General features: G+C 48.9%; 26 protein-coding genes and 1 tRNA gene. 8 read left to right on the forward strand and 19 right to left on the reverse strand.

Annotated features, from left to right (window positions below; translation table 11 throughout):
* Positions 1-229 precede the first annotated feature (229 nt).
* Positions 230-1,447: a bifunctional glutamate N-acetyltransferase/amino-acid acetyltransferase ArgJ gene (argJ, locus tag KFF03_RS04720; RefSeq protein WP_255859241.1), complete on the forward strand. Its 1,218-nt coding sequence runs from the start codon at positions 230-232 to the stop codon at positions 1,445-1,447.
* 317 nt (positions 1,448-1,764) lie between these two features.
* Positions 1,765-2,175 (forward strand): 8-oxo-dGTP diphosphatase MutT, encoded by a 411-nt coding sequence (gene mutT / locus KFF03_RS04725; RefSeq protein WP_255859243.1) that lies wholly within the window; start codon positions 1,765-1,767, stop codon positions 2,173-2,175.
* 22 nt (positions 2,176-2,197) lie between these two features.
* On the opposite strand, the gene KFF03_RS04730 is transcribed toward mutT, so the two are convergent.
* Complete coding sequence (locus tag KFF03_RS04730) at positions 2,198-2,563, reverse strand: DUF6164 family protein (protein WP_255859245.1); 366 nt, start codon at positions 2,561-2,563, stop codon at positions 2,198-2,200.
* Positions 2,564-2,706: 143 nt separating this feature from the next.
* Here KFF03_RS04730 and KFF03_RS04735 point away from each other — a divergent pair, with 143 nt between their 5' ends.
* The gene (locus KFF03_RS04735) at positions 2,707-3,567 is read left to right on the forward strand and encodes a FadR/GntR family transcriptional regulator (RefSeq protein WP_255859247.1); all 861 of its coding nucleotides are present in this window, start codon (positions 2,707-2,709) and stop codon (positions 3,565-3,567) included.
* On the opposite strand, the gene lnt is transcribed toward KFF03_RS04735, so the two are convergent.
* From lnt to KFF03_RS04765, 6 genes are all read right to left on the reverse strand, one after another.
* Positions 3,491-5,065, reverse strand: a complete 1,575-nt coding sequence (gene lnt, locus KFF03_RS04740) for an apolipoprotein N-acyltransferase (RefSeq protein ID WP_255859249.1) — start codon at positions 5,063-5,065, stop codon at positions 3,491-3,493. The genes KFF03_RS04735 and lnt overlap by 77 nt on opposite strands.
* A gap of 96 nt (positions 5,066-5,161) precedes the next feature.
* Positions 5,162-6,007, reverse strand: coding sequence for an HlyC/CorC family transporter (locus KFF03_RS04745; RefSeq protein ID WP_255859251.1), 846 nt, complete (start codon positions 6,005-6,007; stop codon positions 5,162-5,164).
* 27 nt (positions 6,008-6,034) lie between these two features.
* Positions 6,035-6,508, reverse strand: a complete 474-nt coding sequence (gene ybeY / locus KFF03_RS04750; protein WP_255860840.1) for an rRNA maturation RNase YbeY — start codon at positions 6,506-6,508, stop codon at positions 6,035-6,037.
* Between the two features lie 22 nt (positions 6,509-6,530).
* Positions 6,531-7,601 (reverse strand): PhoH family protein, encoded by a 1,071-nt coding sequence (locus tag KFF03_RS04755; RefSeq protein WP_255859253.1) that lies wholly within the window; start codon positions 7,599-7,601, stop codon positions 6,531-6,533.
* Positions 7,601-8,950, reverse strand: coding sequence for a tRNA (N6-isopentenyl adenosine(37)-C2)-methylthiotransferase MiaB (miaB, locus tag KFF03_RS04760; protein ID WP_255859255.1), 1,350 nt, complete (start codon positions 8,948-8,950; stop codon positions 7,601-7,603). The genes KFF03_RS04755 and miaB overlap by 1 nt, the downstream gene beginning before the upstream one ends.
* A gap of 199 nt (positions 8,951-9,149) precedes the next feature.
* Entirely contained in the window at positions 9,150-10,091 is a 942-nt protein-coding gene (locus tag KFF03_RS04765; protein WP_255859257.1) for a hypothetical protein, read from the reverse strand.
* 262 nt (positions 10,092-10,353) lie between these two features.
* On the opposite strand from KFF03_RS04765, the gene KFF03_RS04770 reads away from it, so the two are divergent.
* The gene (locus KFF03_RS04770) at positions 10,354-10,935 is read left to right on the forward strand and encodes a hypothetical protein (protein WP_255859259.1); all 582 of its coding nucleotides are present in this window, start codon (positions 10,354-10,356) and stop codon (positions 10,933-10,935) included.
* Between the two features lie 71 nt (positions 10,936-11,006).
* Here KFF03_RS04770 and KFF03_RS04775 read toward each other — a convergent pair whose 3' ends face one another.
* The 10 genes from KFF03_RS04775 to KFF03_RS04820 form a co-directional block, all read right to left on the reverse strand.
* Complete coding sequence (locus tag KFF03_RS04775) at positions 11,007-11,153, reverse strand: hypothetical protein (RefSeq protein ID WP_255859261.1); 147 nt, start codon at positions 11,151-11,153, stop codon at positions 11,007-11,009.
* A gap of 176 nt (positions 11,154-11,329) precedes the next feature.
* Positions 11,330-11,962 (reverse strand): TetR/AcrR family transcriptional regulator, encoded by a 633-nt coding sequence (locus tag KFF03_RS04780; protein ID WP_255859263.1) that lies wholly within the window; start codon positions 11,960-11,962, stop codon positions 11,330-11,332.
* A 119-nt stretch (positions 11,963-12,081) separates the two neighbouring features.
* Positions 12,082-13,176 carry a redox-regulated ATPase YchF gene (gene ychF / locus KFF03_RS04785; RefSeq protein ID WP_255859265.1) on the reverse strand — a complete coding sequence of 365 codons (1,095 nt, stop codon included), beginning with the start codon at positions 13,174-13,176 and terminating at the stop codon, positions 12,082-12,084.
* 53 nt (positions 13,177-13,229) lie between these two features.
* Entirely contained in the window at positions 13,230-13,814 is a 585-nt protein-coding gene (pth, locus tag KFF03_RS04790) for an aminoacyl-tRNA hydrolase (RefSeq protein ID WP_370647473.1), read from the reverse strand.
* Positions 13,815-13,923: 109 nt separating this feature from the next.
* A complete protein-coding gene (locus tag KFF03_RS04795) occupies positions 13,924-14,559 on the reverse strand; it encodes a 50S ribosomal protein L25/general stress protein Ctc (RefSeq protein WP_255859269.1) in 636 nt (211 codons plus the stop codon).
* A 107-nt stretch (positions 14,560-14,666) separates the two neighbouring features.
* Positions 14,667-15,608: a ribose-phosphate pyrophosphokinase gene (locus tag KFF03_RS04800; protein ID WP_255859271.1), complete on the reverse strand. Its 942-nt coding sequence runs from the start codon at positions 15,606-15,608 to the stop codon at positions 14,667-14,669.
* A 55-nt stretch (positions 15,609-15,663) separates the two neighbouring features.
* Positions 15,664-15,738: transfer RNA gene (locus KFF03_RS04805), tRNA-Gln, on the reverse strand.
* 4 nt (positions 15,739-15,742) lie between these two features.
* Positions 15,743-16,609, reverse strand: a complete 867-nt coding sequence (ispE, locus tag KFF03_RS04810; protein ID WP_255859273.1) for a 4-(cytidine 5'-diphospho)-2-C-methyl-D-erythritol kinase — start codon at positions 16,607-16,609, stop codon at positions 15,743-15,745.
* Complete coding sequence (gene lolB / locus KFF03_RS04815; RefSeq protein WP_255859275.1) at positions 16,602-17,180, reverse strand: lipoprotein insertase outer membrane protein LolB; 579 nt, start codon at positions 17,178-17,180, stop codon at positions 16,602-16,604. Before lolB ends, ispE begins: the two co-directional genes overlap by 8 nt.
* On the reverse strand, positions 17,180-18,973 hold the full coding sequence (locus KFF03_RS04820; protein WP_255859277.1) for a tetratricopeptide repeat protein: 1,794 nt from the start codon (positions 18,971-18,973) through the stop codon (positions 17,180-17,182). The genes lolB and KFF03_RS04820 overlap by 1 nt, the downstream gene beginning before the upstream one ends.
* Before the next feature lie 185 nt (positions 18,974-19,158).
* Between KFF03_RS04820 and hemA the strand changes: the two genes are divergently transcribed.
* From hemA to KFF03_RS04840, 4 genes are all read left to right on the forward strand, one after another.
* Complete coding sequence (hemA, locus tag KFF03_RS04825) at positions 19,159-20,469, forward strand: glutamyl-tRNA reductase (RefSeq protein ID WP_255859279.1); 1,311 nt, start codon at positions 19,159-19,161, stop codon at positions 20,467-20,469.
* A gap of 94 nt (positions 20,470-20,563) precedes the next feature.
* Positions 20,564-21,649: a peptide chain release factor 1 gene (prfA, locus tag KFF03_RS04830; protein WP_255859281.1), complete on the forward strand. Its 1,086-nt coding sequence runs from the start codon at positions 20,564-20,566 to the stop codon at positions 21,647-21,649.
* 13 nt (positions 21,650-21,662) lie between these two features.
* Positions 21,663-22,547: a peptide chain release factor N(5)-glutamine methyltransferase gene (gene prmC, locus KFF03_RS04835; protein WP_255859283.1), complete on the forward strand. Its 885-nt coding sequence runs from the start codon at positions 21,663-21,665 to the stop codon at positions 22,545-22,547.
* An 11-nt stretch (positions 22,548-22,558) separates the two neighbouring features.
* Positions 22,559-23,323, forward strand: coding sequence for a molybdopterin-synthase adenylyltransferase MoeB (locus KFF03_RS04840; RefSeq protein WP_255859285.1), 765 nt, complete (start codon positions 22,559-22,561; stop codon positions 23,321-23,323).
* Positions 23,324-23,350: 27 nt separating this feature from the next.
* On the opposite strand, the gene KFF03_RS04845 is transcribed toward KFF03_RS04840, so the two are convergent.
* Together KFF03_RS04845 and KFF03_RS04850 are read right to left on the reverse strand one after the other, a co-directional pair.
* Complete coding sequence (locus KFF03_RS04845) at positions 23,351-23,935, reverse strand: phosphoheptose isomerase (protein WP_255859287.1); 585 nt, start codon at positions 23,933-23,935, stop codon at positions 23,351-23,353.
* Between the two features lie 105 nt (positions 23,936-24,040).
* Entirely contained in the window at positions 24,041-24,448 is a 408-nt protein-coding gene (locus tag KFF03_RS04850) for a YraN family protein (RefSeq protein ID WP_255859289.1), read from the reverse strand.
* Positions 24,449-24,477 lie beyond the last annotated feature (29 nt).

Below are 24,477 nucleotides of genomic sequence, written 5' to 3' on the forward strand. Positions count from 1 at the left end.
CTGTTAATAGACTTTAATGCAAACAGTGTTTGAAAATATGCAGCCGATTGGCTGCATATTTGTTTTTAATATAGACAGAATATCGCTATTGATATTTTTCTCTCGCCGCTCAGAAGCGACATCCCTGTCGCTGCTGAGCTAACGCAACATCCATGTTGCTGCTGCGAAAAACATCAATACCGCTATTCTTTGCGTTAACGAAAAAACGCATCGAAAAGAAGAGATAAAAATGGCTGTTAATTTCGAAGTATTTAAAGATTTCTGTGCCGTTGATGGCATTAAAATGGGCATCACTCAGGCAGGTGTTCGTTACCCAAACCGTGACGATATGGTGTTGTTTGAATTAGCGGAAGGCAGTCGTACCGCAGGTGTTTTTACTCAGAATGCTTTTTGTGCAGCTCCCGTCACAATTTGTAAAAAGCATCTTGAATTAACCGAGCCGCGTTATTTATTAATTAATACCGGCAATGCCAATGCCGGTACCGGTCCGGAAGGTTATCAGAATGCAGTGAGCAGCTGTGAGCTGGTCTCCGAAACCACAGGTTGTGATGCAGCCGAAGTTTTACCGTTCTCAACGGGTGTGATTGGTGAGCCGCTGGATATGACGGCTCTCGAACGTGGTGTACCGGCTGCATTTGCAGATTTAAATCAGGATAACTGGGCGCGTGCTGCGTCCGGTATTATGACGACTGATACGCTGCCTAAAGGTTTCAGCACCCAGGCTGAGATTGAAGGTATTAATACAACCGTGACGGGTATCTCTAAAGGTGCGGGTATGATTATGCCGAATATGGCGACCATGCTGGGCTTTATTGCTACTGATGCTGCGGTTGAAAAGTCAGTTTTGCAGAGCTGGTGTAAACAGTTAGCAGACGCTTCGTTTAACCGCATTACGATTGACGGCGATACCTCCACGAACGACTCCTGTTTATTAATCGCGACGGGCCAATCCGAGCTTGAAATTACTGATGCTGGTAGCGAAGCCGGGAAGCAGTTATTTGTTGTATTAAAAGATGCGTTCCAAAAACTGGCGCAGGCGATTGTTCGAGATGGTGAAGGGGCAACGAAATTTGTCACCGTGGATGTGTCATCCGCGGCGAGCCAGAAAGAAGCATTGGATGTAGCCTATACCGTTGCACATTCTCCACTGGTAAAAACCGCGCTGTTTGCTTCAGATGCAAATTGGGGCCGTATTCTGGCGGCGGTTGGTCGTAGTGGCGTTGAAAACTTTGACCTCGAAAAAGTACAGATTTATCTGGATGATGTACAAATTGTTGAAAATGGTGGCCGTTGTGCTTCTTACACAGAAGAAGCGGGCGCGGCTGTTTTTGCACAAAGTGAATTTGCGATCCGTATTCAGTTAGGACGTGGCGATATTCAGGAAACTTTGTGGACAACGGATTTGTCACATGAATATGTCTCTATTAATGCGGATTATCGTTCTTAATTAATGATATTTCCGGGTAAATCGGGATAGCTTTTCTTCCACACCCATCACAATCGCCATCCATAGCTCTGGTGATGGGCACGCAACATCCTGTTGCTGTTTCAGAAAAGTATCCCAATTTACCCGCTGATTACCTTTATTTAGATACATGCCGATAGTAATAGTGTCGGATCGAAGTTAACTAAGTATTGAAACAGAGTTATTTTTAAAAGCAGAAACAGGATGTTTCGGTAGGATCGTCAGCACATGGATGTGCTGTCCGATCCGGCGGCTAAAAATAACTGTGTTTTAATGCTCTGTAATTGAATAATCGGATTATGAAAGAAGTCCATGTTGCAGTCGCGGTGGCTGTTGTTAATGAAGCCGAAGTATTAATTGCCAAACGCCCAGATGATAAACATCAGGGTGGCTTGTGGGAGTTTCCGGGTGGCAAAGTAGAATTTGGTGAAACGGTTACCGCAGCGTTGGTACGGGAACTCGATGAAGAAGTTGCGTTATCAACCGCAGAAAGTAATATGACGGAGCTGATGCAGATTCCGTTTGAATATCCGGATAAAAAAGTTTTTCTGGATGTGTACTGGGTTGAAGTGGGTGTGAACGATGCCTTGTTAGCCCACGGCGCAGAGGGGCAGGAAGTACGTTGGGTGAAAGCCCATCAGTTGGCTGATTTTCAGTTTCCGGCCGCCAATCAACCAATCCTCGATGCCATTATACAGCGTCTGAGTTGAGCCTTTTGGTTTATCGCGCTGATTATTCAAACATCGTCAGAAATGGCCATAGCATCAGGGCAATAATAAATCCGATACCTAAGGCAACCGCGATAAAGTCGGTAGGTCTTTGTAGTAATCGTTGTGGCCAGGGCTGAATATCACCGTTGCGCAGTTTTTCTTCAAATTCTGCGCGTAATGTAATCTGCCGCTGTTGCTGACTCTCCAGAATAAGCTTGCGAACCTCGTCAAATTCTTCGTTATTTCTTAACCAGATGGCCGCTAACGAAATACCCCAGCGGCCTGCGTGAGTTTCATAAAAATCCACATCATGCTGTTCCAGAAGTTCACGAATCTGGTCGGCTTCTTCCTCTGAAACACCGTTTAAACGAAATAATAATTTAGCCATATCGCATCGATTGAGAGTTATTGGTTTCGACAGTTATTAGTTGCAAGCAGTGAATAACCTAATTGTAACAGCTGCTTGCTTTAAGGGGGGAATTTGGCGAGACTTCCTGTACTCACCAAAAAGCATAAAAAAGAATAACGACAATGGCAAAAACCCTGCCGGATCAGATTGCTGATCTGTTTATTGCTCTGATTTTTACGGGCGAACTGAAACCTGGCGACAAGCTCCCACCTGAAAGGCAGCTGGCAGAACTCTTATCGGTCGATCGCACTTCATTGAGAATGGCTTTGAGAACGCTTGGCCGTATGAATGCTGTCCACAGTGTCCAGGGGTCTGGTATCCGCGTGTGTGATATGAATCGTGATATGGGGCTGGACTTTATGGATAATTTGTACCGGATTCCGGAGCTGGAATTAGGTGGGGATTTCTTATTATCCGGCCTTGAGTTATTTAATCGGGCTATTCCAACAGCGATTAAACTGGCGCTGGAGAAGCGTTTGGCTGCCGCCAGATCCGGTGAGACCACGATTGAGAATGACAACCGTCTGTTAACCATGATTCAGGATATGTACCAGGCTCTGGAGCAGGGAGAAGATCTGAAAACGCTGGCAAAAATGGATGTTGCTTATATTGATACTTTGATGGCTGCTACTGGCAATCAAGTTCTGCAGGCTTCGGCGAACAGTTCCCGACGTATCCGTTTACTGCTCACAGAAAAACTGTTTGAGTTGATCACAGTGAAAAAACATCTGTCATTTCAGGTGGGGATGTTGATGAAAGCGCGTAAGATGGAAGAGAACATTGATGTTCTGATCGCTGAATATCTGGCCTATATTGAGCAGCTGACACAACCGTTATACGAGCATCTGCGCAGCATTTCGGCGAACCCGAGATTATCCAGTTCGCCGTTAAAGAATGATCGCAATATCAGAAGTTGGCAGCAGGTTCTGGCTGGTCCTGACGCACCGCCAGAGCGCGTACCGCTAGTAAAACCAATCCGCTGAAAACAAACAGTGGCCACAGGCCAAAACGCATATAAGGGGTTTGGCCCTGACGCATCTCAGCCACACCGGTTAGTGTTGCTTTCTGGTTAACCGGCAGTTTATTGATAATTTCACCTTTGTGATTCACCAAGGCCGTGATGCCGGTATTGGTTGAACGCAACAAATATCGTTGGGTTTCCAACGAACGCATCTGCGCTAATGCCATATGTTGTTTAGGACCTAAAGAGTCGCCAAACCAGGCATCATTGCTGACCGTAACCAGCATATCAGCTTGTTTTGCCATTTCTCTGACCAACTGTGGGTAGGCAATTTCATAACAAATATAAGGCGCGATTAAAAAGAGTTGCTCTTCGTTGCCTGAATATTTACCCACTTTTAATAATGACTGGTCTGACTGGCCGTGCAGGAAACTCGACATTTCCAGATCAAAAAATGGAATCAGGCCACGAATCATTTCCTGTAGTGGTACAAACTCACCAAAGGGAACCAGTTGTTGTTTGTGGTAAATGCCATCACCATAACCACGCGCAATAAGACTGTTGTGAAATTCTCCGGCCAATGGTGTGCCTTGAGGGTGACGATAGGGAATACCGGTAATCAAGGTTGTCTTGTGCTGTTGTGCTTCTCGTGAGAATGAATCCAGATATGGCTGAAACTGGTCCAGGAAGATGGTGACAGCGGTTTCAGGCCACAGCACCAGGTCGGCATCCCAGTGCTGTCGGGTTTGATTGTAATAGCTATTGATTGTTGGGTTGACCATTTCTCGTAGCCATTTTTTGTCTTGTGCAACATTCCCCTGTACGGCGGCTACCTTTAATTCACCGGATTTTTCCGTCCATTCAACGTTCTGTAATAACAGCCCAACAGGCCACAACAGGAGCATGAAACAATAAACAGGCTGGCGTGTCTGCCAGCTTTGATATAGCGCTGTGATACTCAGCAGTAATAATACTGAGATGCCATAGCTGCCGATGACCGGTGCCCAACCCGACAGCCAGCTGAACAGATGCGCATCGCCTGCGAATAACCAGGGGAAACCGGTCATAAACCAGCTACGGAACCATTCATGTAAAAACCAGAATACCGGAATGCTGAGCCAGGCCAGATGGTGGGCAAAATATTTCTGTCGCAAGGCAAACCAGAAGGCCGGGAAGGTTGCCAGGAATCCGGCAAACAACCCGATCAATAATACGGCTAAGGGAGCCGGGGTGCCGCCATGGTCATGCATACTGACATAGATCCAGGAAACGCCGGTTGAAAACTTACCAAAGCTGAACCACCAGGTACGTGCGAATGCTTGTTTAACTGTTGTGCTATTCCAGATGACATAAACAAATACGATGAGGCTGATCAGGCCAACAGGCCACCATAACAAAGGAGCCAGTGCTGCAGGAAAAAGCGCCCCTGCACTGAACAAAATCAACGGCAGCAACCATCGGTGCTGACTGTGGCCTGAAGAAAGTTGTGTAGCGGAAAAGCTGGTGAGTAACTGCGACATAATCACCGCAACCCTGAGTTAGAAGATGAGAGTCTGAAGGCTATGTAGCACAGCCTTCGTTTATTATTTCGTCGAGTTGACGATTCAGTAGCCCGCTCAGGATTCCGGAACGGGTGTCACTTCCAGCAGGTTGATCTGGCGGCTGGTGCCATTCACAACTTTAAAGTTCCATTGATCGATCAAAATATTCTCATCACACTCTGGCACACGGCCAAAGTGGTGCACGACAATACCGCCGATGGTATCGAAATCCTGATCACCAAAACGTGTGTTGAAGTGTTCGTTAAAGTCGTCGATGGAAGTCAGGGCTTTGACCATGGTGATCCCTTCTTCGACTTCTTTAATCATGCTGTCGTCTTCATCGAAGTCGTGTTCGTCTTCGATTTCACCAACAATTTGTTCCAGCACGTCTTCAATGGTGACTAAACCGGCAACACCACCAAATTCATCAACAACAATTGCCATGTGATTCCGTGTGGCGCGAAATTCCTGCAGTAAAACGTTCAGACGTTTGCTTTCTGGCACAAACGTGGTCGGGCGTAAGACTTCTTTCAGACGGAATTCTTCACGGTTTTCGTTAAGGATTAATGGCAGCAGGTCTTTAGCAAGCAAAATTCCCAGAACTTCGTCCTGGTCGTCTCCCATGACCGGGAAGCGCGAGTGAGCGGAGTCAATAATCTGTGGCAGGTAGTCTTTCAGGGAGTCGTTCAGATTGATCGATATCATCTGCGAGCGTGGAATCATAATGTCACGTACCTGCATTTCAGAAACCTGCAGGGCGCCTTCCAGAATCGCTAATGTTTCATTGTCGACGATGCTGCGTTGGGCGGCTTCACGAACAATATCTTTAATGTCCTGACGGCTTTGAGGGTCGTCAGAGAATAAATCGGTGAGTTTTTCAAGCCAGCTTTTCTGCTGGCTACTCGGTCGGTCTTCGCTCATAGATGTATATGACTCGGTGTTAGAGACTCAGTGGTCCTCAGAATATGGGTCGTCGAATTCCAACTCAGCGAGAATCTGACGCTCCAGATTTTCCATAATTTCAGCTTCGTCATCCTTTATATGGTCGTAACCTAATAAATGCAAGCAGCCATGAACCACCATGTGTGCCCAATGGGCCTGGCTGGTTTTGCCTTGCTCGGACGCTTCTTGTTCAACCACCGGGACAGCAATGATCAGGTCGCCTAGCAGAGGAATCGGGACTTCTGGTGGCGCTTCAAACGGAAACGACAACACATTGGTCGGTTTGTTTTTACCGCGATATTCATGATTGAGCTGCTGGCTTTCCGGGTTGTCGACCAGGCGAATGGTCAGTTCCGGTTCGTCAAAGCGGCAGCGGCCCAACAGTGCTGCGTTAGCCCATTGAGTCAGGGATGCTTCATCCGGCAGGGCAGGATGATCGATCACTTCATCAGCAATCTGTACATCCAAAAACAGATCCATTTCGCTCTCAGGCGTGCTGGAATCAGTCATCGGCCTGCTCGTTTCTGCGTTGTTGACGACGTTCACGTTCTTCCTGCTTTTCCAGTTCGTCATGCTTGTCGTAAGCATCGACAATTTTCTGAACCAATGGGTGACGCACCACGTCCTGATTGTTAAATCGGGTCACGCCAATGCCATCGACGCCATCAAGCACGCTTAGGCCGTGCTTTAAGCCAGAATAAACGCCGCGCGGCAAATCCACCTGAGTCACGTCACCAGTGATCACCGCTTTGGAGCCAAAGCCCACCCGCGTCAGAAACATCTTCATCTGTTCTTTGGTGGTGTTTTGGCTTTCATCCAGAATCACAAACGAATGGCTCAGAGTACGGCCACGCATATAGGCCAGAGGAGCCACTTCAATCACGTTGCGTTCCATCAGTTTACTGACCTGCTCAAAGCCGAGCATTTCATACAGGGCGTCGTAAAGCGGGCGCAAATATGGGTCAATCTTCTGGGCCAGATCACCGGGTAAAAAGCCCAGTTTTTCACCGGCTTCTACCGCTGGGCGTACCAGCAGGATACGCTTCACTTCGTCACGCATTAATGACTCAACCGCGGCAGCAACCGCCAGGAAGGTTTTACCGGTACCGGCCGGGCCGATACCAAAGTTGATGTCGTACTGGCGAACTCGTTCCAGATATTCCAGCTGGTGAGGACCGCGTGGTTTGATCAAGGCTTGTGGCGTTTTAATCACACCAGATTGCTGTCCTTTTTTTACCTGAGCGTAGGCCGCTTCAGCGGCGTCTTCCTGCAGGAATAAATGGATCAAATCTGGTGTGATATCAGTGCCGTTGTGAGTCTCTTTATACAGACGCTGAATTAAGTGCGCCGCACGTTTGGAGGCTTTGGGGCTGCCTTCCAGTTTAAACTGAGCACCACGATTGTAGATAGTCAGCTGGAAGTGATCGGCAATTTGACGAATATGGCTGTCCAGATTGCCACACAAATTGGCTAATCGCTGTGCGTCATCTGGCTCCAGAGTAAACCGGGTGCTGTGCACATTTTTAGTTGCTTCGACGTTGTCATTGGCTGGGTCGTGAGTTTCGGTCGCCATTAATATGCCAGCTCCGGGTTAATCACAATGCCACGCAAGCTATTCGGGTAAGCATCTTCGATGCTGACTTTCACAAACTTACCAATCAAGTCGTGATCGTGATGACGGAAATTCACTACCCGGTTATTTTCAGTACGACCCTGCAGCTCGCCCGGGTCTTTTTTCGATACACCGGTAACCAGAATGGTTTCTTCTTTGCCGACCATACGACGGCTGATTTGTTGGGCATGCTGAACAATGCGCGCTTGCAGAATACGCAGGCGTTCTTTTTTCAGCGATTCTGGTGTGTCATCTTCCAGGTCTGAAGCTGGGGTTCCTGGGCGGGCGCTGTAGACAAAACTGAATGAGGTATCGAAACCAATCTGTTCAATCAGTTTCATGGTGTCTTCGAAGTCTTCCAGTGTTTCGCCTGGGAAGCCAACAATAAAGTCCGAAGAAATCGAAATATCCGGGCGCAGAGCACGTAAACGCTGGATTTTGTCGATGTAGATATCAATTTCATGGCCGCGTTTCATGGCAGCCAGAATGCGGTTTGAGCCACTTTGTACCGGTAGGTGGATATGGCTGACCAGCTCGGGGACTTCGGCGTACACATCAATCAGACTGTCGCTGAATTCCAGTGGGTGCGAGGTGGTGAAACGAATGCGGTCGATGCCGTCAATATCCGCTACCTGAGTGATCAGTTCAGCCAGGTCGGCAATATCACCGTCTGCGGTATCACCACGGTAGGCATTGACATTCTGACCCAACAGGTTCACTTCACGTACGCCTTGGTCGGCCAGAGATTGCACTTCAACCAGTACATCGGCCAGCGGGCGGCTGACTTCTTCGCCACGGGTATAAGGAACAACGCAGAAGGTGCAATATTTTGAGCAGCCTTCCATGATGGATACAAACGCAGAGCAGCCTTCCACTTTTGGTTGTGGCAGATGATCAAATTTCTCAATTTCCGGGAAGGTGACATCAACAATTTTGATTGCATTGCTGGCCTTATCGACCATCTCAGGCACACGGTGCAGGGTTTGTGGGCCAAACACCATATCGACAAAGGGTGCACGCTTCATGATGGCGTCACCTTCCTGAGAGGCAACGCAGCCACCCACGCCAATCTTCAGATCGGGTTTGGCGTTTTTCAGCGGGCGCCAGCGACCTAATTCATGGAATACTTTTTCCTGGGCCTTTTCACGAATTGAGCAGGTGTTTAACAGAATCACATCGGCTTCTTCCGGGTTATCCGTCAGTTCCATTTTGTGGCTTTCACCCAGCATATCGGCCATACGCGCAGAGTCGTATTCATTCATCTGGCAACCGTGGGTTTTGATAAACAGCTTTTTTGCTTTTTCTGTCATTCGTGTGCTCATGATTTGCTAATGTCGGTCGTGCTGCTTTCAGCTGTCTTACAATATTGAATGGTGCTGAAAAAAGCGCCGTATTATACGGCCTATGGTCGAGGGAATGCTACTTTTTGACCAGTCGTGAGTGGTGATGGTTGACTGCTTGGAGTGCGAAAGAAAAGGGAGCAGCTGGAGTGATGCTCCCCGCTCAATGTTATTGTTTGCGCATCACGGCTTCCACGGCGCCAGCGTATTCAGCCGCCTGATCGGCTAAAGGCTGATGACGAATGTCGTCATGCTTGAGTGCCACGCTGATGCGATAGAGCCAGCGTTCCATTCTTAACGCGATACCTTCAGCTTCATCTGAGCTGGCATTCAGAATTTCATTACTCAGGTCGGTAATAACCTCGGCGTGCTGAGCTGCGCGTGTGGCTGCTACTGTTGCTTTGGCGATGGCACCTTTAGCACGAGGTGTTTTATCGATCAGTGCTTGCGCTTGTTTCAGAGCTTTTTGAGCGGTTTCCCAGCTGATCGGAGCGACATCTGATCCACCTTTATTATCGACGCGTTGCAAGTGATCTTTGACTGGCTGAAGCTGAATATATTCAATGGTGTTGACTTCAACCTGGTGCATTCTTGCTAACAGCAGCTTTTGTTTTTTGGTGACTTCAACCGTCTGGTTGTCTTCCATCAGATCAATCAGTTCGCGCAGGGATTGTTCCAGACCGGCAAAATCGGTTGGGAAAAACTCATCGGCACGAATGTCTAGCAATACATTACGATGATCCAGTGTGGGCTTCAGTAGCTTCAGAATATTTTGTTTGGTTTCCAGGCCTGCCTCAAGCGTCTTAATGGAGGTCATCGCAACCGTTTTCACCTTACCATCCGGGTCGCCACTGGTATGCATTTCCTGAGCTTCGATCAGCTGTTCCGTGGCCAGTTCAAGATGCCTGGGGGCATAAAACTTCAGCTTTTCTGTGTGGCCAAGTTCCAGTTTCGATTGCGCATGTTGAATCGTGCGTGCAGCCGATTCATCCGCAATCGCAGCATCGCGCTTGGCATTAAGACTGATGTTTTCATAATTGGCGACTTTTCCTGAACAGCCAGCCAGCAAAGCGATCCCAAGTGTGGTTGTTATCTTAGCGAAAGGTGTCATAAGGCTTCCTGTTTTTATTCCTTTGCATTAGTAAACTTTGTCGGATCTTACCATTTGTGCTTTTCGCCACAAATGACTTTGAGGTATCAGCGGGCTTGTTTCCATCAGTTAGGGCTGATATACAGATCTTATGGGCTGGTAAAAACAGCCTGCTTCGATAAAAACGCCAGAGGAAAAGGAAAGGAGGTAATCGGTTCCACCCACTGATTGATGTTATCAGACAGAGCCTAAGCTCAGAGGAGTGATTCAGATGAATGCAGAGATGCAACCTTTATTTTGGCGAATCAGCCGAGCCGAACAACAAGGAATTCATGTTGTCAGTTTGTTGATGCCGACCTCCGATAACGGAGAGGAAACCGAGTTTCCAACCGATGTCAGCTTCCCATCCAATACTGTTGAACTTGCTTCGCGTGATCTTCGCTGGTCCGATGAAGACAGTGAGTTGTTTCTTGATCTGGTTGATCGCGTGATCGATCTGAGTTCTGAGTCTGACGTTGAACTGGATCTGACTGATGATGTCGTGCAGGGCATTGTGCAACTCGTGGCTTTGAGGCGCTTTCAGACACCGAAGCCGCTGGATGAGTGGTTGGCTGACGATGTGATTACTGAGCGTGAAGAGCTTGAGATTGGTGATCTGGTGTCGCTGAATACGTCAGCGGGGACCCCTATGGCGATCATTGTTGATTTGGATTCCATTGATGCGACCTGCATTTTGCTGGAAGAACTCCGCGACGAACAGCAGCTGATTGCACCCATGCACTCGGTGTTGATGGTTAATCGTTTGTCCGTGTTACCGGCGGCCTTTGCTGAGGGTGACCTAGGTGATGGCGCCACAATTCATTAGTAAAGCTGGCTCAGCGTCGATCAACGCTTTCATTTAGCCCTTTGCATAACCAACGCCACGTCAGGCTGGTTTCAGGCCTGACGTGAATTGCGGCGTTTATGTGTGAGTGCAATCTGTGCCAGCAGGTCATAGTAGCCTGTGTTTAATTGTGGTTTGCTGGCCGTTTGCATCACGGGTGTCTTTGTTTGTGCTTCGCTGCTTGTGGTCGCGTTATTCATCGATTCTCTCCTTTTACGGGTTGAGAGTGAATGTTCATTCAGTGTTTGTCGTACAATACCGTCGTTGCGTTGTAATGATTTAGTCGTTATGACGCAGTCATTGTGGGCATCGCTTTTACAGGCGTTGTTTTAAGGGTGCTGCTAGTGTGAATGCTATTATGGTTTGTTTTCCTGAATCAGGCCTTAACGGCATCCCAGCACAGGTTTAATAAATCTTCGGTGTTCAACTTATCACCTAATTTTTCCGGCATGGTGTTTTGAGTTTTGGCAATCGTCAGAACACTGCCGTAAGTGAACATGGTCAGTACTTCGTTGGGTAAATCTTTGAATAAGTGCTGCTGTTTACCATCGTTCATTAACCGATCCAGTTCATCATGCAGAGTTTGTGTCGCCCGGTCTTTAAAGTTTCCACAAATGGCCGGAGATGACGACAGTTGCTCCATGAGTGCACAGTCCCTGGGGTTCGCTTGCATATAACGGTAAAAATTACCCCAGAAAGTATAAAAACGAATCTTGATACAGGCACTATCGTCATAATTATTCAGGCATTCTGCCGTCATTTTTTGAACGATCTGTAAATAAAGCTCCTGAACCAACTCATCCTTTGTCTCAAAATAGCGGTAGATAGTACCGGCACCACAACAAGCGCTTTTTGCCACTTTAGACATTGGGCTTGCTTCAAGACCACACTCCGCAATCAGATTGGCTGTGGCATCGAGGATTTGTTCGCGCTTTTCGATCATGACTGCTGTATGAGTGATTGTGACTGAATGTTCATTCTGCGACAAAATCAGGGAGTGAACAATCATTCCGCCTGGATCAGATTGTTTTAAATCTGCAACAAAGCAATTTCAGCAAGAAAGGAGAGGAGGTGGATGGGCAATACCGCCGGGTTGGCGGTATTGCCATCAAAACAGAAAGGGCTGGCTTAAACGTTAAATAAGAAGTGCATCACATCGCCGTCTTTTACGATGTACTCTTTACCTTCTACGCGCAGTTTGCCTGCCGCTTTACAGCCTGATTCGCCGTTATGTTCGATGAAGTCGTCATACGACATGGTTTCTGCACGAATAAAGCCGCGCTCGAAGTCGGTATGAATGACACCAGCCGCCTGCGGTGCGGTGGCTCCTTGTTTTACGGTCCAGGCACGTACTTCTTTTTTGCCTGCCGTGAAGTAGGTTTGCAGACCCAGTAGTTCATAACCACCACGAATAACGCGGTTCAGACCCGGCTCACTTTGTCCCATTTCTTCGAGGAACATTTCAACGTCTTCAGCATCTTCCAGTTCGGAGATTTCCTGTTCAATCTTGTTGCACACGGGTACAACCACGGCATTTTCGTTTTCGGCAATGCCACGAACCACATCCAGGTGAGGATTATTTTCGAAACCATCTTCTGCGACGTTGGCAATGTACATGGTTGGTTTGATGGTGATCATGTGGAACATGCGAATACGGTTCTGTTCGTCGTCGTTCAGTTCCATCGTACGCACGGGTTGATCAGCTTCTAAATGCTCGACGATGCGTTCCAGTAAGGCTTTGTCGGCAACAGCGTCTTTGTTACCGCTTTTCGCGGTACGGGTAACACGTTGCAGCTGCTTTTGTGCACTGTCGAGGTCCGCCAGGATCAGCTCCAGGTTGATTACGTCAATGTCATCCGCCGGGTTGATGGTGTTTTCAACGTGGATCACATTCGGGTCTTCGAAGCAGCGTACGACGTGAGCAATGGCATCGGTTTCACGAATGTTGGCCAGAAACTGGTTGCCCAGGCCTTCACCTTTGGAAGCGCCTTTTACCAGGCCCGCGATATCAACAAATTCCATGGTCGTTGGAATGACTTTTTCCGGATCAACGATGGAAGCCAATGTATCCAGGCGAGGATCTGGCATAGGTACGATACCGCTGTTTGGCTCAATGGTGCAGAAAGGGAAGTTTTCTGCGCCAATGCCGGACTTGGTTAACGCGTTAAACAGAGTGGATTTACCGACGTTGGGAAGACCAACGATGCCGCATTTGAAGCCCATATCAGGTTCCTGCTAATAAAATGTTTAAATTCGGATGAAAATTGCTGGGTATTTTACCCTTTATACGAATGAAGTCGATTCATCGCTTTGGCGATATCGCCTGCCAGAGCATAAGGAATAACGCGAATCGCTTCATCGATTGCATTATCGATAGACTGCTGTTCACTTTTACTGGCTTTACCCAGCACGTGGCCGGTGACTTTGTTTTTATCACCCGGGTGGTCAATGCCAATACGCAAACGATGGAAGTTTTTGTTATTGCCTAGCTTAGCGATGATATCGCGCAATCCGTTTTGCCCACCATGGCCGCCGCCTTGCTTAAATTTGGCAACGCCGGTTGGCATATCCAGCTCATCGTGAGCTACTAAAATCTGCTCTGGTGATAATTTATAAAAATTAGCCAGTGCCTGAACGGATTTACCGCTGGCGTTCATAAAGGTGGTGGGCAGTAATAACCAAACGGTTTTGCCATCGATAGTGCCTTTGCCAGACTTGCCAAAAAACTTTTTATCGGCGGATAGAGGAATACGATACGTCTCGGCCAGGCGTTCAACCAGCCAGGCACCAGCATTATGGCGGGTGTTTTCGTATTCGCTGCCGGGATTGCCCAGGCCAACAATTAACTGAATATCACTCATCATGTTATTCCACTCAATTTGTTCAGCATTATTCCATTCGGTAGTTTTCAGGCAATAAAAAAGCGGAGACCAGCTCCGCTTTTTTCAGACAAGGTCTGCAGCTCTGAAATTATTCAGCTGCTTCTTCGCCTTCTTCTTCGTCAGCCGCACCGCCTTTTGGAGCTGCAACGGTAACAACAGAAGTGTCATGCTCTGGGCCGTGAGACAGAGCCAGAGACTCAACGCCTTTAGGCAGTTTCAGATCAGACAGGTGAATAACGGTGCCTGCTTCGGCATCAGCCAGATCGATTTCGATGAACTCTGGCAGGTCGCCTGCAGCACAGATGATGTCCAGGCTGGTCAGCTGGTGAGAAATTTTACCACCGCCCAGTTTAACACCAACACAGCTCTCTTCGTTCAGGAAGTGCAGTGGAACGTGTGCTTTGATCTTGGTGCTCTTGCTTACGCGCTGGAAGTCAGCGTGCCAGATCAGCTGCTTAGCTGGGTGACGTTGCAGATCTTTCAGGATTACCTGCTCAGCTTTGTCGCCGATAGTCAGGGTAATAATAGAGCTGTAGAAAGCTTCGCTTTCCAGTGCTTTGTTCAGCTCATTAGCCGCCAGAGTGATTGCGGTTGGCTTACGGTCGTTACCGCCAGCTTTACCGCCATATACGATGGCAGGTACGCCGTTTTCGCGACGCAGGCGGCGGCTCGCACCTTTCCCTGAATCTTCGCGAACTACTGCATTCAGATTAAATTCTGACATGATGTTTTCCTTTGATAAGGTTATAAAAATGTACTTTTCAGTACGGAAAACCGCCTGAACTTGCGACCAGTTCAAGCGGTATAAAAAATTTTCTTTAGTCCGTTGTTTTAACGGAACATAGCGCTAATGGATTCTTCGTTATTTACACGACGAATCGATTCAGCCAGCAGACCAGCAATGGTTAATTGACGAATACAACCTGTGCTTTTTGCTGCTTCTGTCAGCGGGATGGTGTCGGTAACAACCAGCTCATCCAGTTCAGCCGACGACAGGCGCTCAACAGCGGGGCCGGATAATACAGGATGGGTACAATAAGCGACAACCTTATTTGCACCGAACTCTTTTAAGGCTTTGGCCGCCTGGCACAACGTGCCTGCGGTATCGACCATGTCATCAACCAGAATACAGGTACGATCCTGAACTTCACCAATGATGTGCATGACTTCAGAAACGTTCGCTTTTGGTCGGCGCTTATCAATGATCGCCAGGTCTGCACCCAGTTGTTTAGCAACGGCACGTGCACGAACCACACCACCGATGTCCGGAGATACAACGACTAGGTTCTCATAGTTCTGACGTTCGATATCATCGATCAGAATTGGAGAGCCATAGACATTGTCTACCGGGATATCAAAGAAGCCCTGAATCTGGTCAGCGTGCAAATCAACCGTTAATACGCGGTCAATGCCAGCGCCTGACATCATATCAGCGACAGCGCGTGCAGAAATGGGTACACGGGCTGAGCGAGGACGACGATCCTGGCGAGCATAGCCAAAATAAGGCACAACCGCTGTGATACGGCTGGCGGAAGCGCGACGCAGGCCGTCAGCCAGCAATAACACTTCCATCAGGTTGTCATTGGTTGGAGAGCAGGTTGGCTGCAGAATAAAGACGTCTTTACCGCGAACATTTTCATGCAGTTCTACGGTGATCTCTCCGTCACTGAACTTGCCAACGGTGGCTTCACCGAGAGGGATGTCAAGACGCTCAACGACCAGCTTGGCCAGTTCAGGATTGGCATTGCCAGTAAACACCATCAACTTAGACACATTCGTCCCCTTTGATTTATGCAGTTAATCAGTAACAGATAAGAGTAGAATAAGATGGCTGGGGTGGCAGGACTCGAACCTGCGGATGACGGGATCAAAACCCGTTGCCTTACCACTTGGCGACACCCCAACTTTTAAGACGGTCTGAATAATATCTTGTGAGCAGGTGAGGTGTTAACCCCTTTTGCTACAAACGACACATATTCAGCCGGTAACTGGTCAGAAACTCTGATAGCTTCTGCCTCAGAACCGAAGCTTGAAAATATGCAAGCTCCAGTGCCCGTCAGCTTAGCAGGAGAGAAATTATTTAGCAAATTCAATGCTTTACCAACTTCAGGGTAAAGCGTTGAAACAACTGCTTGGCAGTCGTTGTTTCCCTCTCGCCTCAGCGCGGTGCGTATACTAATGGGGTCAGTATCACGTGTCAAACATTTATTTGAAAAAATTTTCCCTGTATTAACATGGACTTGCGGAGCTACTACCAGATACCAGGGTTCGTCCAGTTCCGGTGTTGGAGTGAGTATTTCACCAACACCCTCAGCAAAGGCCGCTTGACCACGGACAAACACCGGCACATCGGCACCGAGTGTTAAACCAATTTCGGCAAGTTCATCAAACGATAACTGCAATTGCCATAAATGATTGAGTGCCAGCAATGTGGTTGCGGCATCAGAACTGCCTCCGCCCAAGCCGCCACCCATCGGTAATGTTTTATTGAGGCGAATGTCGGCTCCTAAGGAGCGATTACTTCTGGCCTGCAGTGCTCGGGCGGCTTTGATAATCAGATTGTCTTCAAACGCCACACCGTCAATGGCAGGATCAAGCGTCAGCTGATTATCCTGACGTACTCTGAAATCCAGTTCATCGCAGATATCAATAAACTGAAACAGGGTTTGCAGGTTGTGATAACCGTCTTCGCGTTGGCTAGTGATATGTAACATCAGATTCAGTTTGGCGGGGGCAGGGACTGTCAGCCACTCTGACACAGAATCGTTAACCATTAATGGTCCACTCTTTAATAGAAAAAACAAAACGAAAGTTATGGCCAGAGACTTTGATCAGACCGGGCAACCAGAAGCCTTGTTGGCGGCTGTAACGGGAATATTTTACCTGCCAGCCATGTTGTTGCAGTTCGTTTAATAATCCGGCTTCATTAAACTGTACCCTTGCATCATTGCCGGGTGCCGGTTGTCCTTTAACCCAATGGCGAATATCACTTACCGGAAATTTCCAGCCCATATACAGCATCATCAACTGCTCTGGGCTGTCAGCGGTTTGTGGTTGATCCCAACCGGGTAATAACAGTTCCGCATGTTTAGCTGAGCCGCTTAGTTGTGATGACCCCTGGCCAAACGGACCGGTGATGAATAAACGGTAGTCGGTTTCTTGTTGGTCCCAAGTGAGATATCCGGTAACGCTGTCCTGCGGCGTAACGACGGATAGCTTGCCCCGCACTTTCCAGTGTTCAATGCCAGACAGTTGCTGCTGTAGCGTCTCTTGTCCACCTTGGGGAAATAAAGAAGCGCAGCCACTGAGACTGATCGCCAGCATCAAGCAGAGGAGTCGTAACATTATTGTTCTACCTGCTCTGCAGACGGTGGGTTATCCACATTCAGACGCTGCAGGGTTTCCTGAATCAAATTACTTTCCGGATGGCTGTTCAGGCCTTGCTGCCATACCTGACGTGCTTCTTCTTTATTACCGGATATCCACAATAGTTCGCCGTAATGCGCCGCAATTTCATGATCTGTCATCATCTCAAACGCTTTTTTTAGCAGCGGACGGGCTTTTTCCAGATCACCCGCGCGGAAATATATCCAACCAAGGCTATCAATGATGGCCGGATTATCCGGGGATAAGCTCAGGGCTTTTTCGACCAGAGGCAGTGCTTCCTGCCAGCGGCCGGTACGGTCGGCCAGGGTATAACCCAGGGCATTCAGAGCTTCGGCATTGTTTGGGTCCAGGCTGATCAGGTGGCGCAGATCCTGTTCCAATTGTTGCAGATCATCGAGCTGCTCAGCCAGCATTGCTCTGGTGTACAAAAGGTCATGATCATCTGGACTGATGCTGAGTGCTTGTGTCAGTAATAACATGGCTTCTTCTTTTTGATCCGCATTACTGAGTATCTCGACTTCAATTCGTGTCAGTGGGCTGGTTTGTTTGGGGTACGCACCACGCAGGTCGTTCAGGTAGTCACGGGCAACCTGCAGTCCCTGGGTGTCTGTGAGTAACTCTGCGGCATGTAAATGAGCCGGCAGGAATTCACGTCCGGACTCAACCCGGCGGTAATAGCTTATGGCTTCTTCTGACTGGTTATTTTCTTCGGCGATTTTGCCCAGATAATAATTGGCTTCATTGGTATGAGAGCCGCTGTTTAATAATGTTTGCAGATGTTGTTTTGCTCGTTGTGGGTCGCCAATCTCTTCTTCCAATAAGGAGAGCGATAATAAAATGGCCATATCACGCGGAAAGTTCTGATGCAGCTGATCAAAAGCAGTCAGCGCATCATTCATGCGACGTTGTTGAAGTAACAGGCGTGCACGTAAAACAGCAACACCTTTATGATCAGGGTAGTCCTGCTGGAGGTCTGTAAGCCAGTCGATGGCATCCTCAGTGCGGCCCATTTGTGTCAGTAAACGGGCGCGCTGAACCTTGGCGGCGAGAAATTCAGGCTCTAATGACAACGCTTGCTTATTATGTTCCAGTGCAGCATCGAACAGCCCAAGTTGCTGTTCAAGAATAGCCCTGGCTTGAAACAGGTTGGCATTGTCCGAGTAACGGCTATTTAGACTGGTTAACTCATCCAGCAATTGCTGCTTTTGAGGGTTAGGAACTCGTGTTGCGTTAGCCGCCAGGTAATCAAATTGACTGATTCCTGCCAGAATATAAAGTTGTTCGATATGGATCAGAGCACGCGAATAATCACCGGCGTCCATGGCCAGCTGAGCTGCGGCCTGATGAGCCGCGGGGTCATCCGGTTTCTGCTGCAACCAGATGGCCAGCGCTTCTCCGGCTAATTCGCCGCTGCCAACGTATTGAGCAATTCGGGCGGCGCGCTCCGAAATGTCCGCATCCTGAGTTTTTCTCGCTTGAGTCATGTAGTGATACAACGAGATATCATAGCGTTGACGTTGACCCGCTACTTCAGCAACCAACAGCGAATACAGCGTATCGGCCGGGATAGGACGGTACTGCTCTTCCAGCCCTGTCGCTTCCGATTGATTAGCCACAGCCAGGGTTTGTGGCTCAGAAGGCGGTGTTGATTCTGATTGAAGAGCAGCACAACCACTGATCAGTAATGGCAAGCTGAGTGTTGCGGTTAACAGGCGCAACCGGGTGAAAACAGGTAACAGGCGTAGTGTCACAAACGGCCTCAATGGAAAAATCCTTATGTATCACGGCATATTGCCGTCAGTAATGTCTGTCTTTGCCCATATTTAGGGTCAGATAACGAGTTAAGTCAAAGATTTCAGCAGCAAAGCGACAAATAGGTGTTTATAATCGGCGCTTTTTATCGCTTTCACTTCAGACAGAAGGTTCCTGCAGCAGTATGGGTATCTGGGCACTTGGTATTAATCACAAAACGGCACCGGTTTCGGTTCGCGAGCGCGTGGCGTTCGACCCGGCCAGTATGCCTGAGGTGCTTAATCAGGTGCAGTCATTAGACCCGGTTTCTGAAGTGGTGATCCTTTCGACCTGTAACCGCACTGAAATTTACTGTTCTTCTCCTCTTGATAATCAGGATATTGATATTCAGGCGGCACAACAAAAAGCCGTGTTAGCGGACTGGATGGCACAGCACCACAATATAGACCCACAAGAACTTAATGGTTCCCTCTATTGTTTAGGCGAAGATAAAGCCGTGCAACATACCATGCGAGTGGCGTCCGGCTTGGATTCATTAGTATTGGGCGAGCCTCAGATTCTGGGCCAGATGAAGTCGGCTTATGCGGTGGCTCAGGAAGCCGGTACTGTCAGCACTGAGCTGGGTCGCTTATTCCGCCAGACGTTTTCCATTGCCAAGCGGGTGCGTACCGATACCGCCATTGGTGAAAACCCGGTCTCCGTTGCGTTTGCCGCGGTGCGGATGGCGCAACATATCTTTGCCGACTTAAGCCACAGCCGTGCTTTGTTAATTGGTGCAGGTGAAACCATTGAGCTGGTGGCGCGCCATTTACATCAGGCTGGTGTGAAAAAGATGACGCTGGCGAACCGAACCCTGGCGCGTGCACAGAATCTGGCGCAGGAATTTCATGCTGACGCGGTGTTGTTAGAAGATATCCCAACCGTGCTGGCCGATGCCGATATTATTATTTCTTCTACCGCAAGCCCGTTGCCAATTCTGGGTAAAGGTGCGGTGGAAAAAGCGCTGAAAAAGCGTCGCCATAAGCCGATGTTTATGGTGGATATTGCTGTTCCGCGTGATATCGAAGAAGAGGTGGCCGAGTTATCAGACGTTTACCTTTATACCGTGGATGACCTGCGTGACATCATTGAAGAGAACGTACGCTCCCGTGAAGATGCCGCCCGTCAGGCTGAAGAGCTAATCTTGTCCGGTGTTGAGCATTACATGCGTGAGTTAAAAACGCTGGATGCGGTAAACACACTGACGGATCTGCGAACGCATGTGGATCTGGTGAAAGAAGACCAACTTGAGAAAGCGCTGAAACAATTACAAAACGGCGCCGATGCCGAGAAAGTGCTGCGTCAGTTTGCTCATACGTTTTCTAACAAGCTGCTGCATGCGCCTACTAAATCTTTGCGTAAAGCCGGTGCCGAAGGCCGCCTGGAAGCACTCGACTGGACCCGTGAATTGTTCCAGCTGAACTCCTCGTCAGAAAAGCCCGAGTCTGGTCATTAGCGTCTCTCTATCTAACGCTTTACCCGCAGTGCGGTGACCACTGCCATCCTCTGATTATTCAAAACCCATTATTTAACGCCAATTTAAAAACATCATGAAAGAATCGATACTGTTTAAACTCGAACAACTGCGCGACCGCTACGAAGAAGTGGGTCATCTGTTATCCGATCCTGACGTGATTGGTGATCAGGATAAGTTCCGTAAGTTATCCAAAGAGTACGCTGAGTTAGAAGAAGTGGCACAAACCTTCTCGGATTATCAGCAGGCTCAGGAAAACCTCGCAGAAGCGGAAATTCTGGCTCAGGACTCTGACCCGGATATGAAAGCCATGGGTGAAGAAGAGCTGGTTAACGCCAAGGCGGAAATCGAGGAACTGGCTGGCAAGATCGAAATCCTGCTGTTACCTAAAGACCCGGATGATGGCCGTAACGTCATTGTCGAAATCCGTGCCGGTACCGGTGGTGATGAAGCCGCCATTTTTGCCGGTGACTTATATCGTATGTATACCCGTTTTGCTGAGACTCAGGGCTGGCGTGCTGAGCTGATGAGCGCGAATGAAGGTGAGCACGGCGGCTTTAAAGAAGTGATTACCCGTATTTCTGGTGTCGATGTGTACTCGCGTCTGAAGTTTGAATCCGGTGCTCATCGGGTGCAACGTGTCCCTGAAACTGAAAGTCAGGGCCGTATTCATACCTCAGCTTGTACGGTGGCGATCATGCCGGAAGTGGAAAGCGAAGAAGAGGTCGACATCAACAAGAACGACCTGCGTATTGATACCTTTCGCGCTTCCGGTGCCGGTGGTCAGCACGTTAACAAAACCGATTCTGCGATTCGTCTGACTCACTTACCAACCGGTGTGGTGGTGGAGTGTCAGGACGAACGTTCCCAGCACAAGAACAAAGCCAAAGCGATGGCATTACTGGCAACTCGTTTGCGTGATGCCCAGATGCAGGCCGCTCATGCTGAGCAGGCAGCTACCCGTAAAAGTCTGGTGGGCTCGGGTGACCGCTCAGAGCGCATTCGTACCTACAACTATCCACAAGGCCGGGTTACCGACCACCGCATTAACCTGACCTTATACAAGCTGGATGAAATTGTTCAGGGCGATTTGTCACCGGTGATTGAACCGCTGATTCAGGAACATCAGGCGAACCTGCTGGCTGAGATGGCCGGTAACTAATGTTGATGTTGCTATGACCGTTAGCATTGAGCAGTGGCTGCAACAGGCTAAACAACAGCTGGAAAGCGCAGCTCACGACAATCATGGTCGTGAGTCGGCGTTGCTGGATGCGCAGTTATTGCTGATGGATGTGCTCGGGCAAAACCGTACCTATCTCTATACCTGGGGTGATAAAGCGCTGACGGATGAGCAGCGCTCTCAGGTAAATACCTTGTTAGAGAAACGCCTGAACGGTGAACCGCTGGCGTATATTCTCGGTGAGCGTGAGTTCTGGTCATTGCCGTTTAAAGTGGCACCATCGACCTTAATTCCCCGCGCCGATACCGAAACACTGGTGGAGTGGGCGTTGGATTTAGCCGCTAATCAACAACTGCCTGATACGGCCAAAGCCGTAGACTTAGGCACTGGAACGGGGGCGATTGCACTGGCAATTGCCTCTGAATTTCCGAACTGGAACATCACGGGTGTGGATTTTCAGGCGGAAGCCGTTGAGCTTGCCCAACACAATCAACAAGCGCTGAAAATGAAGAATGCAGTTATTCGTCAGAGTGACTGGTTCTCTGCTTTAGCGGATGAATACTTTGACTTAATCGTCTCTAACCCTCCTTATATCGACGAAGCAGATCCACACCTGGAACAAGGCGATGTGCGCTTTGAGCCTTCCTCTGCATTGGTTGCCGCTGACAAGGGCCTGGCCGATTTACAGCATATTATTGAACAGGCACCTGATTACCTGAATGAAGGCGGCTGGCTGTTGCTGGAACATGGCTTCCAGCAAGCCGACGCTGTTTGTGAGTTGCTGAAACAACGTGGTTTTGTTCAGATAGAAAACCGCAAAGACCTAGGCGGCAATCCACGGATATCGGGTGGCTGCTGGGTCGCTGAACCATTACCGTGAGTATTTCATAGATGAATGATCAACAACTCCTTCGTTATAGCCGCCATATTTTACTGCCTCAAATGGATATTGAAGGACAGCAAGCGCTGCTGGATGTTCATGTACTGGTGGTGGGTGCTGGTGGTTTGGGGTGTCCGGTGATTCAGTATCTTGCTGCGTCCGGCGTTGGCGCTGGAGCCGGTCAGCTGACACTGGTCGATGATGATGTGGTGGAGTTATCCAATCTACAGCGTCAGACCGCACATGGCACCGCGGATGTGGGCATGACAAAAGTGGAATCTGCCAAAGCCGATGTATTGCGTTTAAACCCGGATGTGAACGTTCAGGCGATTCAGCAACGAGCGGATGAGCAATGGCTACGATCTTTTTTCAGCCAAAACCCGGTCACGTTAGTGATTGACTGCACTGATAACGCAACCATTCGTTATCTCTTAAATAAGGTGTGCCTGGAAACAAAAACGCCTTGGGTATCGGGTGCGGCGGTCGGCTTAAACGGGCAGGTCACGGTGTTTGACCCACGCCAGGAAAACGCTCCTTGTTATCGCTGCCTCTATCCCAACCTCGACGATCAGCAGCTAACCTGTTCTGAAAACGGTGTGTTATCGCCGTTAGTGGGCGTGATTGGCAGTATGCAGGCGCTGGAAGCACTGAAACTCATTGCCGGAATTGGGGAGCCTGCTGTGGGTAAGCTGATGACGTTTGATGCGATAAGTGCCGAATGGCGCAGTTGGAAGTTGCCGCAGTCACCCGATTGTGGAGACTGCGGTAAGCTATAAAAGCTTGCTTATTTACTCTTCGCCAGCTCATTCCTCACCGAACAGGGAGCAATCAATAAAGTCACACAGGCAGTGAATCGCAACCAAATGGACTTCCTGAATGCGGGCGGTAACATCGCTTGGCACGCGGATTTCCACATCTTCTGCGGTTAACAGTGAAGCCATGCCGCCACCATCTTTACCGCTCAGAGCCACAACGGTCATTTCGCGTTCGTGAGCGGCTTGAATCGCCTGAATCACATTGGCGGAGTTACCACTTGTCGATACGGCCAATAATACATCGCCCGGATTGCCTAAAGCCCGAATCTGCTTCGAGAACACTTCGTTGTAGCTATAATCGTTAGCGATTGAGGTAACGGTGGATGAATCTGTGGTCAGAGCAATGGCTGGTAAGCTTGGGCGCTCACGCTCAAAGCGGTTCAGCAATTCAGAAGAAAAGTGTTGCGCGTCACCCGCAGAACCGCCATTACCACAGGTCAGGATTTTACCGCCAGTCAGCAAAGACTGAACCATCACATGGCCTGCCTGCTCAATATAAGGCGGCAGTTCTTCGGCCGATAACATTTTGGTTTCGATACTGGCGCCAAAGTGGCCGATGATACGTTCTAACACAGCGGAACTCCGAAAAAGCGAACGGCAATCATAATGAAAAAGCGCCCGTCTGGATAGCGTTTAAGAGTCATTCTTATCAGGAGCAGGCAGGGTTAACAGAGCAATTTAAAAAGCGTTCTGTATCCATTCAAACACCACTGGCTTTCCCGTGGCAGAAATCACATCAAAGCGGCAGTCGGGTGGGGTGTTGCCAAAGTTTTTCTGCAGGTAGTGCTCGGCGGTTTTGCGCAGTTTGCGTTGTTTTTGATAGGTGATGGTTTCGGCTCCCGAACCGTGCTGATTATCAGCGCGGTAACGCACTTCAATAAACACCAGCACCTGATCGTGCTGCATGATCAGGTCAATCTCTCCGGCTTTGATGCCGTAATTGCTTTCCAGTGGCTGTAATCCTTGTTGAATCAGCCACTGTTGAGCCAGTTGTTCAATATCTTCGCCGTAGTGACGTTTTTGTTGTGGGTTGCGAGCATCCAGGCTTGGGTTGGCCGATGAATCGGAAGAGGATTTAAACCACATAACACGTCCTTGTGTTGAGTTATTGGGCA

This window comes from Bacterioplanoides sp. SCSIO 12839 (assembly GCF_024397975.1).
Classification (GTDB): domain Bacteria; phylum Pseudomonadota; class Gammaproteobacteria; order Pseudomonadales; family Oceanobacteraceae; genus Bacterioplanoides.